Source organism: Clostridium polynesiense (assembly GCF_000820705.1).
In the GTDB taxonomy this organism is placed as follows: Bacteria; Bacillota; Clostridia; order Clostridiales; family Clostridiaceae; genus Clostridium_AA; species Clostridium_AA polynesiense.
In genome coordinates this window covers 1-16,446 of the sequence record NZ_CCXI01000158.1, presented here as the reverse complement: position 1 = coordinate 16,446, position 16,446 = coordinate 1, and the positions used below count along the sequence as shown (strand labels likewise).

Below are 16,446 nucleotides of genomic sequence, written 5' to 3'. Positions count from 1 at the left end.
TATTTTTATAATAAAACACCTCATATATATTATTGACAACCTACACCTTAATATTCATATTAAAATAAAATCTTTTTTATTCCGGTATACTATACTATATTTTTATATTGATAAATTTGTTAATATTATTTTTAATCATCTGACGAGAATTTACATAAAAATTGCTTATCATTCCACGTTTTTATATAGGTAGGTTTATCACATGGAAATTAAAAAATCGAATAAAATTATTTTTAAAGGTTTGCTTGTTAAAGGGAATTTTCACAGTGCCATTGCTTATTTAAATCAATTTACTGATAAACAAAAACTCGCTGAAAGTTATAAAAGGCTTTTTGAAGCTTTACCTGAACCTAAGGTTAAAAATATTGTTATCAAAGAAATTTTACAAGCCTTCCTTCAGCATTTTCTATTTAAAACATGAAGCCCAGCACGCTTTGGATATAAATCTTTACGGTGACCTTGAACCCAAAGATTTAGAATACAGGGCAAGCTTATGGAGTTAATTTATTTTCCTAATATAAAAAGGTTTAAGCAGTTTTTCTTTGAAGCAGATTTTAATATACTCTCTTATTTTAATTTTTCATAATAAAAAAGGTTGCCTCTCTGATCAACCTTTTTAAACTATATTTATATATAATTACGTGAAAATTCTTTACTTAATAAAATTATAAAATTTATCAAAATTAATATTTCCCTTTATAATTTCATATTTTGTATCATTAATCATTAAATACTTATTATCTATTAATGTAATTTCTGAATTGTCTTTATAGGTAATAATAACCTTATAGGAATAATCCTTTGAAAATTCACCATCATATGTTTTTAAAGTATATTTTGATAATCTGGGTATGAAATCATCAATTAAATATTGCTTGTTGCTTCCAGCTTCTAATTTTTTATCATTAATTTCTATAGACAAATAGTTACTTTGAATCACATCCACTATTTCAGAAGCTTTAATTTCCTTGCGGTCACATCCTATCAGGATTAAACCAAAAAAAATTAAACTAAGTAAGACTTTAAATTTATTTTTCATAAATACCCCCTAAAGTAATGCAGCTGATAAATTATAAGAATCCTTAATCAGATATATATAATTATACAGCATTTTATCCAATATAATAGTATTTCTTCAAATATTTGTAATATAATTTTTGATTACTTTTATTCCTGGAGGCGAAAAGAACGACTCAATCCTTAAAGTTAAGCCGTTCTATCTGCATATCTTAAACCACAATGGTAATTTCTCCAACTAATTTTCATGTATTTTCATATGAATTATAATAATACATAAATTATTGAAAATACTAGCTTCCAATTTAATATGAAATTATTTCACGCTTAAGCTTAATTCACTGATAACATAATTTAATCTATCATTATTAGGAAGCTTTTTTTGAATCTCTTTAAGATAGCTAAGCTCTTCTTTCATACCTTTTGTGTATTCATAAATGCAGCCTATTTTTAAATACACTTCAATATTTTTATCTATATATTCAGAGTTAATATCCAAACATTTTTTATAGTAACCTTCTTCTTCATTAATGATTTTTTGAGAATATTATTTATTACCAAGGTATTACTAACATCTGTTGTAAATTAATGGTATTGAATCTATAATTAGATATAAGAAATTTACCTTATAATAAAAAATCTATGTTTTTATAACAATATAAAAGGAGATATATATAAAATGACAAAAACAAAAAAGCTTCTAATACTTATCTTATTAGCTGTATCTCTTATATTTAATATATTTCAATTATTCCAAAAAGAAGAGTATGAAAGTAAAATGGATACTGCTAATACTGAATTTTCTATTGCATTACAAACAATTTCTATAGGAATTGAATTCATAGAAAATGAGAACAGGGATAAATTATTAGCAATTGCTATGTTATCTTGTGGTACTGCAGAGGCATCTGCACTGTACAAATACACCTCATATTACGAAGAAAATACAGATTTAGATAATGTTCTATGGACATTAAATAATAATATTACTAATAATAATACAATTACTGAAGTATTACAGAAAAATGATTTATCGATTTTAATTCCAGTAATTAAAAAATTAGATCGTAATCCTTTAGACTTAAAAGCAACGGAAGAATTACGTAACTTAGTTATTAGGTATACTAGTATTCATTACATTAGGTAACTGCCTTCAAATTAATAACGGTTAATCTCTTCCTAATAGCTTTAATTCCCTTTTAATTCCCTAAAAGTCATAAAAAAACGGCTCAACCCTAATGGTTAAGCCATTTTCTCTGCATATCTGGTACCCCCAACAGGAATCGAACCTGTAACTATCCCTTAGGAGGGGACTATTATATCCATTTAACTATGGAGGCATATCAAATTGCAATATTTATTGTATAGCAAAGTAAAGACATTGTCAATATGAGGTGCTTTGCAGCTATATTAAAATATGCGGTAATTTACTTATTCATTACTATAAATTGCTCTTCTCTAAATTTTCTAAAAATTGCATATATAACTGCAAAAAAATTATATATTCCTTCATTATATGGTAAAATAATATATATGGATTAAATTACATCCCATTAGAGAGGTGAATTTATATGCAAAAGGTTAATATAACGGAAACGGTTTTAAGAGATGCTAATCAGTCCTTAATAGCAACCAGAATGTCCTTTCCTCAATTTGCCGAAATATTAGATGAGCTGGATAAAGCAGGCTATCATTCCTTGGAATGCTGGGGTGGTGCTACTTTTGACTCCTGTCTGAGATATTTAAATGAAGATCCATGGCAGAGGCTTAAAAAGATTAAGACAGTAGTAAAGAATACCAAGCTTCAAATGCTGCTTAGAGGCCAGAATATATTGGGATACAAGCATTATCCTGATGATGTGGTAAGAAATTTTGTTAAGATGGCTGTGTATTACGGCATGGATATAATAAGGATCTTCGATGCTTTAAATGATTACAGAAATATAGAGGTTGCAATGGACGAAACTAAAAAGCAGGGTGCTCATGCTCAGGGTACCATAGTGTACACAGTAAGTCCTATTCATGATATAAGCAATTATACCAAGCTTGCAAAGCAGTTGGAAAACATGGGAGCAGACTCTATCTGTATTAAGGATATGGCGGGACTTATTATGCCTCAGACAGCTTATGACATAGTTAAGAGCATAAAGGAAGAGGTTAAACTTCCTGTTTATCTTCACTCCCATTGCACTAACGGCTTAGCGGAAATGGCATATTTAAAGGCAGCAGAGGCAGGAGTAGATGGTGTTGACTGTGCTATTTCCTCCTTCTCCAGCGGTACTTCTCAGCCCCCTACAGAAACCATGCATCACGCTTTAAATGCAGCAGGTTTTGAAACAGGCTTAGATTCCGGAAAGCTTAAATATATCAATGACTTCTTTAAACCTATAAGAGAAGGTTTTTTAAAGGCAGGAGTTATGGATCCTAAGGTTTTAACTCCTCAACCGGAAGCTCTCACCTATCAGATACCTGGAGGTATGCTTTCAAATATGATTTCACAGCTTAAGGCTCAAAATTCTTTAGGTAGGCTTGATGAAGTTCTTAATGAGGTTCCAAGGGTTAGAGAGGATTTAGGATATCCTCCTCTAGTTACTCCTATGAGCCAGATGGTAGGTACTCAGGCAACTGTAAATGTCCTTACAGGAGAAAGATATAAAATGATATTAAAAGAAGTTAAAGCATACTGCAGAGGAGAGTATGGAAAAGCTCCCGGAGAAATAAATCCAGAGCTTTTAGAAAAGGCTTTAGGGGGAGAAACCCCTATAACAGAAAGATTTGCAGATAACTTAGAGCCTATATTTGAAAAGACAAAAGAGGAATTAAAGGATATAACCACAAGGGATGAAGATGTTTTATCCTATATCTCCTTCCCGGAAATTGCAGAGGAGTTTTTCAAAAAAAGAAAATCTGCACCTAAAACAGAAGACCTTCGAAGAGAGGTAAATGCTGAGGTCATATAAATATGATTTGGAATTTGTCAGGTGCCTGGCACCTGACAAAACTAAAAGCTCCTTTACAGGAGCTTTTATAAACCTTATAATGTAGGAGCAATTATTTTTATAAATTTTCTGGAGAGATGATATGATTAAAATATATAATAGAAAAACAAAGGAATATGATATTGAAAAGGTAGCAGGAGACAAATATCTTAAATGGGTTTACACATCTCCTGTAGGTAAATCTCTTACGGAGCTATTTATAAAAAAGAAGCTTTTTTCAAGATTATACGGACTTTACTGCGATACAAGCTTCAGCGCTAAAAAGGTAGATGCCTTTATCAGGGATTTTGATATAGATATGTCTCTATGTGAGCCTCCTGCAGGGAAATATTCAAGTTTTAATGAATTTTTCATAAGAAAGCTTTCTAAGGAAAGCAGACCTATAGATAAAAATAAGGATATTCTTATTTCCCCTGGAGATGGAAGGCTTCTGGCTTTTACAAATATAGATCTAGATAATTTAGTTCAGATAAAGGGCTTAACCTATTCTTTAAAAGAACTTTTAAAGGATGATAAAACCGCAATGGAGTATGAAGGTGGAACCTGTCTGATTTTAAGGCTGTGTCCTACAGATTATCATAGATTTCACTTCGTAGATGACGGAATCTGCGGAGAAACAAAAAAGATTAAAGGAAGATACTATTCTGTAAATCCTATAGCCTTAGAAAAAATACCTAAACTCTTTTGCGAAAACAAGCGGGAGTGGAGCATTTTTAAATCGGAGAATTTTGGAGATATAATTCATGTAGAAGTGGGAGCAACCTGTGTAGGTACCATAGTTCAAAGCTATACCCCTTTCGAAAAGGTCTCAAAAGGCGATGAAAAGGGATATTTTAAATTTGGTGGCTCTACAACTATACTTTTCTTTAAAAAGGATGCTGTAAATATCCATAAGGACATAGTTTATCAAACCTCCTTAGGATATGAAACTAAGGTTATCATGGGAGAAACCATAGGAAATAAATAAGCTTAATTTAAATTAATATAAAAAAGCAAAAAAGTCAGCATATCAAATCTATGCTGACTAATTTTATCTTTGTTTTTCTCCGCAATAAGGACAGTACAGGAAATTTTGTTCCAGCTTTTTCCCACATTTTTCACAGGTATGCTGGATGCTTTCACTATGTTCCGAAAACTTTAAATCCCAATAATTAATTAAGTCCTTATATCCTTTTTCTATTCCTTCGCCCTTTTCTCTGGGAATATCATATATAGCCCCGCAGGTTTTGCAAACGGCATAATAGGATTTATTCCATTTAAATAAAGGTATAAAGAAAAAATGAAAATAATTATATACTTTAATAATCTTCAGGCTTTTTCGAGAACAACTTTTACAGCCTAAGTCCTCTAACATTCCTATTTCCTTTTGCTTGCTTTCTATACCGAATATCCCTATAAAAAACATGTGCTCTCCACCTTATATTCAAGTTTCCTAGAACATTATAGCACTGAAATATATAAATACCTAATATTAATTTTTTATGTTTTGAGCTATCTATATTTTCAGTTAATATAGTTAATAATTAATAATATAAATTTAATAGCTTTATAGTTTATATACATATAATTATCATTCTTGTTATTGATCCACAATATTTTAGAGCCATTATTTACTAAAGTATATTATTAGTTACAGTTTTATTATATTCTTAACTTTTTCTTGATTTTTCTTTGGAGAAAAAGTTACATTTTTTTAACTCTTTGTTCTTAAATATTAAACATAATAAAAGCATTATCAATTGCTATAAATTACTAATTTAAATATAATTTATTCAAGAGGTGATATTTAATGGCAAAATTATTCAGTGAATTTAAAATTAAGAATTTGAAACTTAAGAATAGAATAGTTATGGCTCCTATGTGCATGAATTCCTCTGACGAAGAAGGTCATGCTAATAACTGGCATTTTATTCATTATGCCGCCAGAGCTATTGGGGGAATCGGTTTAATAATCGTTGAAGCTACCGGAGTTGAAGATAGAGGAAGAATTTCTTCCAGAGATCTTGGAATATGGAAGGATTCTCACATAGAAGGTTTAAAGGAAATAGCTGATTTATGCAGAAGTTATGGTGCACAAACAGCAATACAGCTAGGTCATGCCGGAAGAAAATCAATTATAGATTATATAGAGCCTATAGCACCGTCTTCCTTAGCCTTTGATGAAAGCTATAGAGTTCCTAAGGAAATGACTAAGGAAGATATAAAAACGGTGATAAACGCTTTTAAGGAGGGAGCAAGAAGAGCTTTAGAAGCAGGATTTGACGCTGTAGAAATTCATGGTGCTCACGGCTATCTCATCAATGAATTTCTTTCTCCTTTATGCAACAAACGAAAGGATGAGTATGGAGGTTGCATTGAAAACAGGGCTAGATTTTTAATAGAAATAATACGGGCTGTAAAAGAGGTATGGCCGGAAGATAAAGCTATATTTTTAAGACTTTCAGCAGAGGAATATGCAGAAGGCGGTCATCATATAGAAGATACCATAGAGGTTGTAAAGCTTGCAGCTAAAGAAGGTATAGATGCTGTAAATGTAAGCTCCGGAGCAGTAGTTCATGCTAAAATAAATGTATTTTCCGGATACCAGATAAGCTATGCAGAAAAAATTAAAGAAGCTGTAGACATACCGGTTATAGCAGGCGGGCTCATATCCTCACCGGAAATGGCAGAAGAAATAATACAAAATAACAGAGGAGATCTTGTTTTCCTTGGAAGGCAGCTTTTAAGAGAACCTTACTGGCCCTTAAGAGCAGCAAAGGAACTGGGAGAAGAAATAGAATATCCTCATCAGTACGACAGAGCAAAATATTAAAAACCAGAAGAAAAAAAGTCACTTTTCAGGTGCCTGGCACCTGAAAAGTGACTTTTTAAAAGGATGACTTTTTAAATATAGTAATTCTTTTCTCTGTAATCACTCCATCTATTCTAACATCATAGGATTCCATGGGAACTTCCTCTATAAGCTGCAGCTCATAAGCTATTGCAATCTTGGGAGTGCTTTCAGACACTTCCTTGAGAAACTTATCATAAAATCCAGCTCCATAGCCTATTCTTCCTCCCTTTAAATCAAAGGCTACGCCAGGCATTATTATTAAGTCTATAGACTCAGGGGACATTTCCTCAGCTGCTTCAGAAGGCTCCAGAATTCCGTAATATCCTTCAGCCATATCCTCTAAATTATCTATAATCTTAGCTTCCATAAGCTTAGTCTCCTTATTTACTCTGGGAACAGCTACCCTTTTTCCTTGTCTTAAAGCCTGCCTGATTATTTCATGGGTATCTACTTCACTTCCAAAGCTGGTAAAGAGAAATATATTTTTTGCGTTCTTATATTCATCAATATCAAAGAGCTTATTTTTTATAATTTCAGACCTTTCCCTTATCTCCTCTTCACTAAGAATATCTCTTTGAGCTATTATCTTCTTTCTTACATCCTTTTTACTTAAATTATTCATAGTTAAAACCTCCTTACTCTTTAATTTGTATTTATTTATACACTTATTTTTGTTTAGTTTGGGTAAACAGCTTAGTTTGTTTAGTTTATTTTATTTGTTTATATTATTTAGCCTGCTTAATCTACTCAGCTTATTTTTGATAGATTAAGTATCTGCTTTATATCATTATACAATATAATCCAAATGATATAAAAAGGCAGCTGTTAATCACAGCTGCGCCCTGTTCCATTTTATGGATTCACCCCTGGGGTGCTTCCTTTTGCTGGAAGCACCCCAGGGGTAGATACATTTACTTCCAGTAAATGTGGTTTTTTACTTCCGCTAAAGGCGGGAGGTTTACGTCCTTTAGGGCGTATTCTTTGAATATTTGGTAGCCTGTTCGGTCTACTATATAGCCTACATGCTCCTTTCCATTAGGAGCTTCTTTGTCTATATATTTGTCAACGTAGTCATAGGTATTTTTTATTATTCTTATGATACTGTCTTCATCTACCCATTTAATGAAATCCTCAGCTATCCTTGGGTTTTTCTTTCCGGTCCTACCCATTATAACCAGCTTATAATACTTTTTGTCGCTGCGTGCCCACGCTCTTGTTGGACACTTGTTTACACATTCTCCGCAGCCTATGCACTTTTCATGATCCCTTACCACTTTAAAGTTTTCCATGCGCAGGGCTCCTGTTGCTCTCTTTTGGCAGTTTTTAACGCAGGCTCCGCAGCTTACGCATTTATAGCTGTCATATTGAGGCTCTGTCATACCAATTATCCCAAAATCGTGCATTCTTGCTTTAATACAGTCATTAGGACAACCTGTTAAGGCTATCTTTACATGATAGTGATTTGGAAAGACAGCATTTTCAATCCTTTTTGCAAAGGAGGTGGTATCGTAATTAGCAAAGGGACACACCCTGTTTCCTATACACGAGGATATATTCCTTGTTCCCGCTGCAGGATAGCCTTCTTTTTCCTCAGACTGATTAATATTTAAGCCTTCTATTATAGGCTGAATAAGCTCGTTTACTTCAGGTATGTGCTTCATGTCAATTCCCGGTATTTCAAAGCCCTGCCTTGTAGTTATATGCAGGGTTCCGTTACCGTATTTGTCTGCAATCTCTTTAAGTATATCAAGATACTTTACATTTAAGTGCCCGCCGGGGACCCTTATTCTTATGGCTGTTATTCCTTTATGCTTTGTAACTCTAAAGGCATTTTTCATCAGTGATTTAGTATTAATATCCATAGAAACCTCCTAATCTACCAAATCTGCAGCTTCAGTATATCTAAATACCGGTCCGTCTAAGCATATATAGGTATCATTCATCTTACAGTGCCCGCATTTACCGGCTCCGCAGCACATTTTTCTCTCATAGGAAACCCAAATGTTTTCTTCCTTTATTCCTCTTTTAAGGAATTCTGCCACTGTAAATTTCATCATCATAGGAGGTCCCACTACTACCACCTGTGCATTTTCAGCATCCTTTATAGACAGTGAAGGGATATATTTAGTTATAAGTCCAACTCTGCCTTCATAATCCTCAGCAGCACCGTCCACTGTTACATATAAACCAATATTCTTTTCCCATTCCTTTAAGGATTCCTTAAACAGTATATCTTTAGGAGATTTAAATCCTGCCATCAAGGTGCAGCTTACCGCTTCTGAAGGATTTTGAGAAAAATAATCTACTATTCCTTTAACAGGAGCCAACCCACTTCCTCCTGCTGCTACTATGACTTCTTTATTTTTATAATTTTCAATATCAAAACCATTACCGAAGGGTCCCCTTAAAAACAGAGTATCTCCAGGCTGCATATTGTGAATTTCATCTGTTACAACTCCAACCCTTCTTATAGTTAAATCCACAGAATTTTCATTGATACCGCATATAGATATAGGTGCTTCACCATACTTTGGAAGGGAAACCTCGAAAAACTGCCCAGGCCTGCATTTCCCCTTATATTCTAAGGTGAAATTGTATTCTATATCTGTATGAGCATAGATATCCAATATTTCTGACTTAAAAGGCATATATATATTTTCCATTATTTCAGCTCTCCCACTACATGATTTATTTTATTTATGCAGTTTGATAAAGATATATATTGAGGGCATATGTCATCGCACCTTCCGCAGCCGACACACATATGATAGCCAAACCTCTTTTCAAAATCATATATCTTATGCATAACTTTAAATCTCATTCTATCTCCATTGGCTTTTCTGAAGATATGACCTCCAGCCATGTCAGTGTAGCCTTCTATCTGACAGGATGCCCATACTCTTCTTCTTTCTCCTGCATTTTTATTGTCCTTATAGAATATATCCTGCATGGTAAAACATGTACATGTGGGACATGCAAAATTACATCTGCCGCAGGCAATACACCTTTCATCATATTCTTTCCACATTTCGTGGCTGAATAAGCTCTTATCTATTCCCTGGGAAATTTTAACCTCTACCGAATTTTCCTTAACAAATTCCGGTTTTACCTCCTCAATAGCAAGGTTGCCCTCTAAATTGAAATTATCATCCATTGTAAGATTATCATCTTCAAAAGCCATAACTATCTTCTTAAGCTCTTCATCCTTTATATCCATAAGCACTTCATCTCCTGAAGGCTTTACATACATTTGATAATCTTCAGTGGTGTTTGTACCCATGCTTACACAGAAGCAGTTATCAAAGCTCTTTTCACATCCCATTAAAACAAATTTAATCTTGTCCCTTAATACTTTATAATAATTATCCATTAATCCATTTTTTAAAAATATTTCATCGGTTCTTTTAAAAGCATGTATATCGCAGCTTCTTAAAAACACAAGAACCTTTTTAGAATCTAACTTAGGCTCTGTATAATTCTCCTCTGTAAAATAAAACAAAGTCTGAGTTATTGGCATAACAGCCTCTTTGGAGGAATATTGAGCCTTTTTATTAAATTCTATTTTCTCTATGGATTTTACTTCTTTGTAAGCTATGAGATCTGTTTCTGAAAAGGTATTTTTGCCCTTTTGTACCACTGGGGCAAATACCTTATAATCTTTGGATATAGCTTTCAATATTTCATTAAATTTATCAACTTTAACCCTAATCCCCAATTTATATTCCTCCTTAATATTTACCCCTTGACTATTTCAGAAGCATTTAATTGAAATATGCAGGTATATATTTATTAATCCTTTAATATGTAAAAATAAGCAGCTGCCACAAATATTATTCCACCTACCATATTTCCAAGGGTTACTACTGACAAGTTATAAGCAAAACCTTCCAAAGTAACCGCAGCTCCGTGAGGTATCATAAGAGCCGTAGAGAATAAAGTCATATTTGCTACGCTGTGTTCAAAGCCTGATACTACGAAACCGTATATGCACCAGAATATCATTATAAGCTTTGCAGTTTCCTCTTTCAGTTTTATTCCGCACCATACTGCAAGACAAACCAGTATGTTACATAATACCGCTCTTGAAAATAATTGAATAAAAGGAGCATTCATTTTAGCCTCAGATAAAGCAGTAAAGAATTTTCCTGTGGTTCCTGAGGCAAGTCCAGTTCCTGCAAAAATAAAAGATACAAGCATAGAACCTATTAAATTTCCCGCATAGCTGAAAAACCATATTCTAATCACATCTATAGCTTTAATATCCTTGTTTAGATAACCTATGCTCATAACCAGATTATTTCCGGTAAATAAATCTGCTCCTGCCATTATAACCAGACTAAGAGCCATGGCAAAAGAGACACCCATTGATATTTTACTGAAGGGAGATGAGGCTTCATTTAATATTCCTCCTACAGTAGACATAAGTATAACCCCAAAGCCTATAAACATTCCTGCTAAAATAGATGAAACCAAATATCTGCCCTTTCCTTTATTAAGAAGTGACAGCTTACCCTTTGCTGCTTGAGAAACCCTTTCAATCATTTCCATGTTTAAATCCTCACCTTTCATACTTTAATTAAATTATAATTAGCTATATAAAAAAAGTATGTGATATTTATCACATACCCTTGTGAAATTTTATTAACTTCTCACAATCCACTATTATTTTTTTAGACTTATTGACTATAAGCCCCTGTTCCTCAAGATGCTTCATAGCTTTAGAAATGTTTTCCCTAGGATGACCAAGCATTTCAGCAAGGAAATTAATAGTGAGATTTAGATCAATTAATGTACCCTCCTCTACTTCTACGCCATACTCTTTAGCCAGCTTCCAAAGCTTTATAGCTACCTTTCTGTCTATCCTTGTTGCAACTGTATTTTTAAGCTGCCTATAGAGCCTCCTCATCTTTGTGCTTATTGAGGAAAGCACCTCTGTGGTAAATATAAAATCTTTTTCCATTAAAGCTTTTAAATTTTTTATATTAATAGACAAGATAATACTATCCTCAAAGGCTTCACAGCTCACAGAAGAACTATCCCTGCCAAATATATCGTCATTTATCATTTCACCCTTCCCTAATAGATAAATAATCTTTTTTTGGCCTCCTTCTGTAAGCTTAAATATGCTTACTTTACCCTCTAAAACAAAATACACATTGTTTGTTTTTTGACGTTCTTCTAATAGCTTTTCTTCCTTTTTTAAATATATTTTAACAAAATCCTTCTGCGCTTTTACTTCTGTACTTGAGTGTGCCCTGCTGAAAACCTTGATAGCTTTAATCTCATCTAAAGATATAGCCATTCAAATCTCCTTTCTCCCACACTTTAAACTATTAATTATTTTGAAGTAGTAAAACTTATATTATTGCCATCGGAAACTGCTTTTACAGTGCCCTGTTCATCTGTCCTGTATATTTTAACATCAGATTTTTTCAGCCTGTTTACTACCACATCATGAGGATGCTTGTAATCATTTCCCTTTTCTACGGAAATAACTGCATACTTAGGCGATACCGCCTTTAAAAACTCACTGGTGGTGGAGGTCCTGCTTCCGTGATGTCCTACCTTAAGCACATCAGCCTTTAAATCAAGTTTCTTGTTCACCATTTCCTTTTCACTTACTGCTTCCGCATCTCCGGTGAAAAGGAATGAATTATTCCCATACTGAACCTTTAAAACTATAGAGTAGTCATTAGCACCCTCATACTTGGAGCTTATAGGTGCCATAATGGTGCACACCGCATCTCCTAGCTTAAAGGTTTTTCCCTGCTCAGGCTTGGTAAACTGTAGGTTTTTACTTTTAGCTGCCTTTATAAAGTTTTCAAAGGTTTTAGTGGTTGCCTCCACTTTAGGAAAATATATCTTATCTACAGGAAAGGCCTTTATAACATCATCTAAAGCTCCTATATGATCTTCGTGGGCATGGGTTCCCACCACTACATCCAGCTTCTTAACTCCCTGCTTGGATAAATAATCCTTAACAAGAGGAGCATCAGCATTATTTCCTCCATCTATTATCATGGAATGTTCTCCCTGCTGAATCAATATAGAATCTGCCTGACCTACATCTATAAAGTGTACAGTAAGATTTCCATTCAGCTGAGCTTTACCCTTATTATCTTCCTTGTTTGCAGTTTCGCTTTTTTCTGTATTCCCCCCTGTAATCTTTTCGCTGTTATTCTGCTGCACGGGATTGCCGCAGGCAGTAATTCCTAATGATAAAGCTATTATAAAAATTAAACTTAAAAATCTTCCTCTTATTATCTTCATTTGTTCTCCTTTCTCAAATAAAGCTATAAAAATTTACATAAAGCTTTTTGAGTGATTTTTCTATGTTATTGTTTTATTCTTTAATATGTATTAATTAAAATTCATCTATATATTAACCTTTTTCCAGAAGCTAGGTACAAGCAGTAGCAGTATAGGATATATTTCAAGTCTTCCGATTAACATACAGAAGGATAAAACCATCTTGCTAAGCTGTGACAGCTCTGAAAAGTTACCTGCAGGTCCTACCAATTCAAATCCGGGACCTATATTACCGAGAGTAGCAGCTACAGAGGATAAGGTTGTCACAATATCCTTGCCATCTAGGGCTACTATGATAACCGCAGTTATAAATACAAATATATACATAAAGAAAAAGGTTAGAATCTCAGAAAGCGTTTTTTCATTTATGGTTTTTCCGCCTATCTTTATGGAGTACACTGCTCTTGGATGTATTATCTTTAAAAGCTCTCTTTTCATAGTTTTAAACAAAATAAGTATCCTTATGTTTTTTATAGCTCCACCTGTGGATCCTGCACAGCCTCCTATAAACATAAGAACAAAAAGTATAATTTTACTAAATACAGGCCAGGTATTAAAATCTACTGTAGCATACCCTGTGGTAGTTATTACAGAATTCACCTGAAAGGAAGCATGTCTTAAAGATTCTCCGAAAGAATTAAATATACTTCCTGTTAAATTAAAGGTTATAAGGAGAATAGAAACAATTACAATGCCTGCATAAAGCCTAAACTCTTCATCCTTAAATATCCCTTTTATATTTCCCTTTAAAGCTTGATAATATAAAGTAAAATTTGCTCCGCATATAAACATAAATATGCTTATAATCACTTCTACGAGTATGTTATTATATGCTCCAACACTTAAATTTTTATTGGAAAATCCACCGGTTCCCACAGTTCCGAAGGCATGTATAAAGGCATCATACAAGCTCATACCTGCCATCATAAGAAGAACTATCTCTAACACGGTTATAACCAGATAAATTCCGTAAAGTATCTTTGCAGTTTCCTTTACTCTTGGTACAAGCTTTCCTGGAGAAGGGCCAGGGCTTTCTGCTTTCATAATCTGAAGGGTTCCTGCACCTACGGAAGGAAGTATTGCAAGAGTAAGAACCAAAACCCCCATACCCCCTACCCAATGGGTAAAACTCCTCCAAAACAAAATACCATGAGGGAGACCTTCTATGGCCTTTAGTATACTTGCTCCGGTGGTTGTAAAACCAGAGCTTGCCTCAAAAAAGCTGTCTATTAAAGAAGGTATTGCTCCGCTGAAATAAAAAGGAAGTGCTCCGAAAAAGGACACCAATATCCATCCAAAAGCCACGATAGCAAAACCGTCTCTCGCATATATGTTATTATTTTTAGGCTTTATAAATCTTGATATTCCTCCAAGGAAAACCAAAACAAGTATTGTATATAAGAAGGCATTTACATCGCTGCCCTTATATTTTACCGCCACAATTAATGATGGAATCATTGCAATAGCTTCACATATTAATAAGACTCCCAAGTTTTTTAATACCATTAAAGAATTCATTGTGTGCTCCTCCAGGTGTAGTAATACATAGTTCATCTAAGCTGGAGATGTTTTTCCCCATAGATATTACTACTATCCTGTCCCCCTTTTTAAACATATCCCTGCCATGAGGGACAACAACTTCATTTTTTCTAACTATAGTAGCAATTATCACATTTTTAGGTATGTTTAAATCCTTAATAGGCTTATTTAAAATTCTGTTATCATCCTTGATTACGAATTCCAGTATTTCTGCCTGTCCATCTATTAGTCTTAAAAAGGCGTCCAATTTCTTTCCCTTAACATATCTTAATATATGATTAGTAATTATAAGCTTAGGACTTATAATTGAATCTAAACCGATTTCCTTTACAATATTAATATAGTTAGTTCTGCTTATTTTAGTTATAACTTTTTTTACTCCTGATCTCTTTGCAATAAGGGAAGACATTAAATTTTCTTCATCCATTCCGGTAACAGCTATGAATCCATCCATATCCCCTATGTTCTCTGAAAGTAGAATTTCTTCATCGGTGCCGTCTTCATTTATAACCAGGATTTCAGGCAAAAGCTCTGAAAGCTCTTCACATCTTTCTCTGTTTTTTTCAATTATCTTTACCTTTACACCCATTTCATTTAAAGCCTTTGAAAGATAATAACTTATTCTTCCTCCCCCTACTATCATAACCTTCTTAATCTTTTGAGGCTCTCTGTTATAATGCTTGCAAAAATTATAAATGCAGGAGTGCTTTCCTATTATATACATATCATCATTATTTTCAATGATGAAATCTCCTTTTGGAACAATAACCTTTCCAGCCCTCACTATAACACCGATAAGTACGGAGGAATTTGTTTCTCTGTCTATCTTTTGTATGGTTTTTCCCACAATATTCATATCGGCGGTTGCCTTAAGATCTATCATTTTCACCATACCTTTAGCAAAGCTTTCTATATTAATTGCGGAAGAAAAGCTTATGGAATTTGCTATTTCTTCTGCTGCAGCCTGCTCGGGATTAATAACAAGATTAAGTCCCAGCTGCTCTTTTAAAATAGACAGCTCCGCTGCATACTCAGGGTCCCTAATTCTTGCTATGGTTTTAAGTACCCCCAGTTTCTTTGCCGTTAAGCAGCACACCATATTAATTTCATCGCTTTCTGTAACTGCAATTAATAAATCAGCAGTATCTACCCCAGCTTCCAGTAATATTCCTGTGCTTACACCATTTCCTTTTATACACATTACGTCAAGGTTATTTTCTATCCTTTCCAATGCGTAGTGATTTTTGTCAATAACTATTACGTCAAACTTTTCTTTAACCAGGTTCTCTGCCAGGGTATACCCAACCTTTCCGGAACCTATAATTATGATCTTCATGGCTTCCTCCAAATGGTATGATGTTACATTTAATTTATACCCCCTCTAATATAAAGATATATTTATATACATCCTTTATTCCTCAGGTTACTTACCATTATAATGTATAATTATGAGATATGCACTCCTATATTTCCTCCTCATAAAGCTAAGCCTCCTTTAAATCAGATAAAGCAATTCAATAAATAATCTCTTATTTTTACATTTTTCATCATATTTCAATATATAGTAATAGTTATGCACATTATGCACAACATCTTGTGTATAACTTTTTTTAATATATAAATCCTTCATTTCTTTCACGCCTTATGAACATCAAAAGCAGATTAATAATTTTCACATTATAAAAATAAACTCCTGATATATTAAAATACAGGAGTTTATTTTTATATAGTTTTATATAATTTTTAAAG

17 protein-coding genes and 1 tRNA gene are annotated in these 16,446 nt (G+C 33.5%); 5 read left to right on the top strand and 13 right to left on the bottom strand.

The window, feature by feature from the left end; translation table 11 throughout:
- Positions 1-202: 202 nt before the first annotated feature.
- The gene (locus TA89_RS17105) at positions 203-421 is read left to right on the top strand and encodes a hypothetical protein (protein ID WP_040215171.1); all 219 of its coding nucleotides are present in this window, start codon (positions 203-205) and stop codon (positions 419-421) included.
- A 231-nt stretch (positions 422-652) separates the two neighbouring features.
- Here the strand turns inward: TA89_RS17105 and TA89_RS17100 are convergent, their stop codons facing one another.
- Both TA89_RS17100 and TA89_RS17095 read right to left on the bottom strand, forming a co-directional pair.
- Complete coding sequence (locus tag TA89_RS17100) at positions 653-1,039, bottom strand: hypothetical protein (RefSeq protein ID WP_040215169.1); 387 nt, start codon at positions 1,037-1,039, stop codon at positions 653-655.
- Positions 1,040-1,333: 294 nt separating this feature from the next.
- The gene (locus TA89_RS17095; protein WP_040215167.1) at positions 1,334-1,516 is read right to left on the bottom strand and encodes a hypothetical protein; all 183 of its coding nucleotides are present in this window, start codon (positions 1,514-1,516) and stop codon (positions 1,334-1,336) included.
- Positions 1,517-1,696: 180 nt separating this feature from the next.
- Between TA89_RS17095 and TA89_RS17090 the strand changes: the two genes are divergently transcribed.
- Positions 1,697-2,164, top strand: a complete 468-nt coding sequence (locus TA89_RS17090; RefSeq protein WP_040215165.1) for a hypothetical protein — start codon at positions 1,697-1,699, stop codon at positions 2,162-2,164.
- Positions 2,165-2,282: 118 nt separating this feature from the next.
- On the opposite strand, the gene TA89_RS17085 is transcribed toward TA89_RS17090, so the two are convergent.
- A tRNA-Arg gene (locus tag TA89_RS17085) sits at positions 2,283-2,357 on the bottom strand.
- Positions 2,358-2,588: 231 nt separating this feature from the next.
- Here TA89_RS17085 and TA89_RS17080 point away from each other — a divergent pair.
- Positions 2,589-3,977 carry a pyruvate carboxylase subunit B gene (locus TA89_RS17080; RefSeq protein WP_040215163.1) on the top strand — a complete coding sequence of 463 codons (1,389 nt, stop codon included), beginning with the start codon at positions 2,589-2,591 and terminating at the stop codon, positions 3,975-3,977.
- A gap of 121 nt (positions 3,978-4,098) precedes the next feature.
- Positions 4,099-4,983 (top strand): phosphatidylserine decarboxylase, encoded by an 885-nt coding sequence (locus tag TA89_RS17075; RefSeq protein WP_040215160.1) that lies wholly within the window; start codon positions 4,099-4,101, stop codon positions 4,981-4,983.
- A gap of 63 nt (positions 4,984-5,046) precedes the next feature.
- Here TA89_RS17075 and TA89_RS17070 read toward each other — a convergent pair whose 3' ends face one another.
- On the bottom strand, positions 5,047-5,421 hold the full coding sequence (locus TA89_RS17070; RefSeq protein ID WP_040215158.1) for a zinc ribbon domain-containing protein: 375 nt from the start codon (positions 5,419-5,421) through the stop codon (positions 5,047-5,049).
- A 384-nt stretch (positions 5,422-5,805) separates the two neighbouring features.
- On the opposite strand from TA89_RS17070, the gene namA reads away from it, so the two are divergent.
- Positions 5,806-6,828 carry an NADPH dehydrogenase NamA gene (namA, locus tag TA89_RS17065; protein WP_040215156.1) on the top strand — a complete coding sequence of 341 codons (1,023 nt, stop codon included), beginning with the start codon at positions 5,806-5,808 and terminating at the stop codon, positions 6,826-6,828.
- 55 nt (positions 6,829-6,883) lie between these two features.
- Here the strand turns inward: namA and TA89_RS17060 are convergent, their stop codons facing one another.
- From TA89_RS17060 to trkA, 9 genes are all read right to left on the bottom strand, one after another.
- Entirely contained in the window at positions 6,884-7,471 is a 588-nt protein-coding gene (locus TA89_RS17060; protein ID WP_040215154.1) for a 5-formyltetrahydrofolate cyclo-ligase, read from the bottom strand.
- 289 nt (positions 7,472-7,760) lie between these two features.
- Positions 7,761-8,711 (bottom strand): sulfite reductase subunit C, encoded by a 951-nt coding sequence (gene asrC, locus TA89_RS17055; protein WP_040215152.1) that lies wholly within the window; start codon positions 8,709-8,711, stop codon positions 7,761-7,763.
- Between the two features lie 9 nt (positions 8,712-8,720).
- Entirely contained in the window at positions 8,721-9,512 is a 792-nt protein-coding gene (gene asrB, locus TA89_RS17050; RefSeq protein ID WP_040215151.1) for an anaerobic sulfite reductase subunit AsrB, read from the bottom strand.
- The gene (gene asrA / locus TA89_RS17045) at positions 9,512-10,564 is read right to left on the bottom strand and encodes an anaerobic sulfite reductase subunit AsrA (protein WP_040215150.1); all 1,053 of its coding nucleotides are present in this window, start codon (positions 10,562-10,564) and stop codon (positions 9,512-9,514) included. The genes asrB and asrA overlap by 1 nt, the downstream gene beginning before the upstream one ends.
- A gap of 74 nt (positions 10,565-10,638) precedes the next feature.
- Positions 10,639-11,397, bottom strand: coding sequence for a formate/nitrite transporter family protein (locus TA89_RS17040; protein WP_040215149.1), 759 nt, complete (start codon positions 11,395-11,397; stop codon positions 10,639-10,641).
- Positions 11,398-11,467: 70 nt separating this feature from the next.
- Positions 11,468-12,151, bottom strand: coding sequence for a Crp/Fnr family transcriptional regulator (locus TA89_RS17035; protein ID WP_040215148.1), 684 nt, complete (start codon positions 12,149-12,151; stop codon positions 11,468-11,470).
- Positions 12,152-12,186: 35 nt separating this feature from the next.
- Positions 12,187-13,119: a ComEC/Rec2 family competence protein gene (locus TA89_RS17030; RefSeq protein WP_052447591.1), complete on the bottom strand. Its 933-nt coding sequence runs from the start codon at positions 13,117-13,119 to the stop codon at positions 12,187-12,189.
- A gap of 105 nt (positions 13,120-13,224) precedes the next feature.
- Complete coding sequence (locus TA89_RS17025) at positions 13,225-14,676, bottom strand: TrkH family potassium uptake protein (RefSeq protein WP_040215147.1); 1,452 nt, start codon at positions 14,674-14,676, stop codon at positions 13,225-13,227.
- Entirely contained in the window at positions 14,627-16,033 is a 1,407-nt protein-coding gene (trkA, locus tag TA89_RS17020) for a Trk system potassium transporter TrkA (RefSeq protein WP_040215146.1), read from the bottom strand. The genes TA89_RS17025 and trkA overlap by 50 nt, the downstream gene beginning before the upstream one ends.
- Positions 16,034-16,446: the final 413 nt, after the last annotated feature.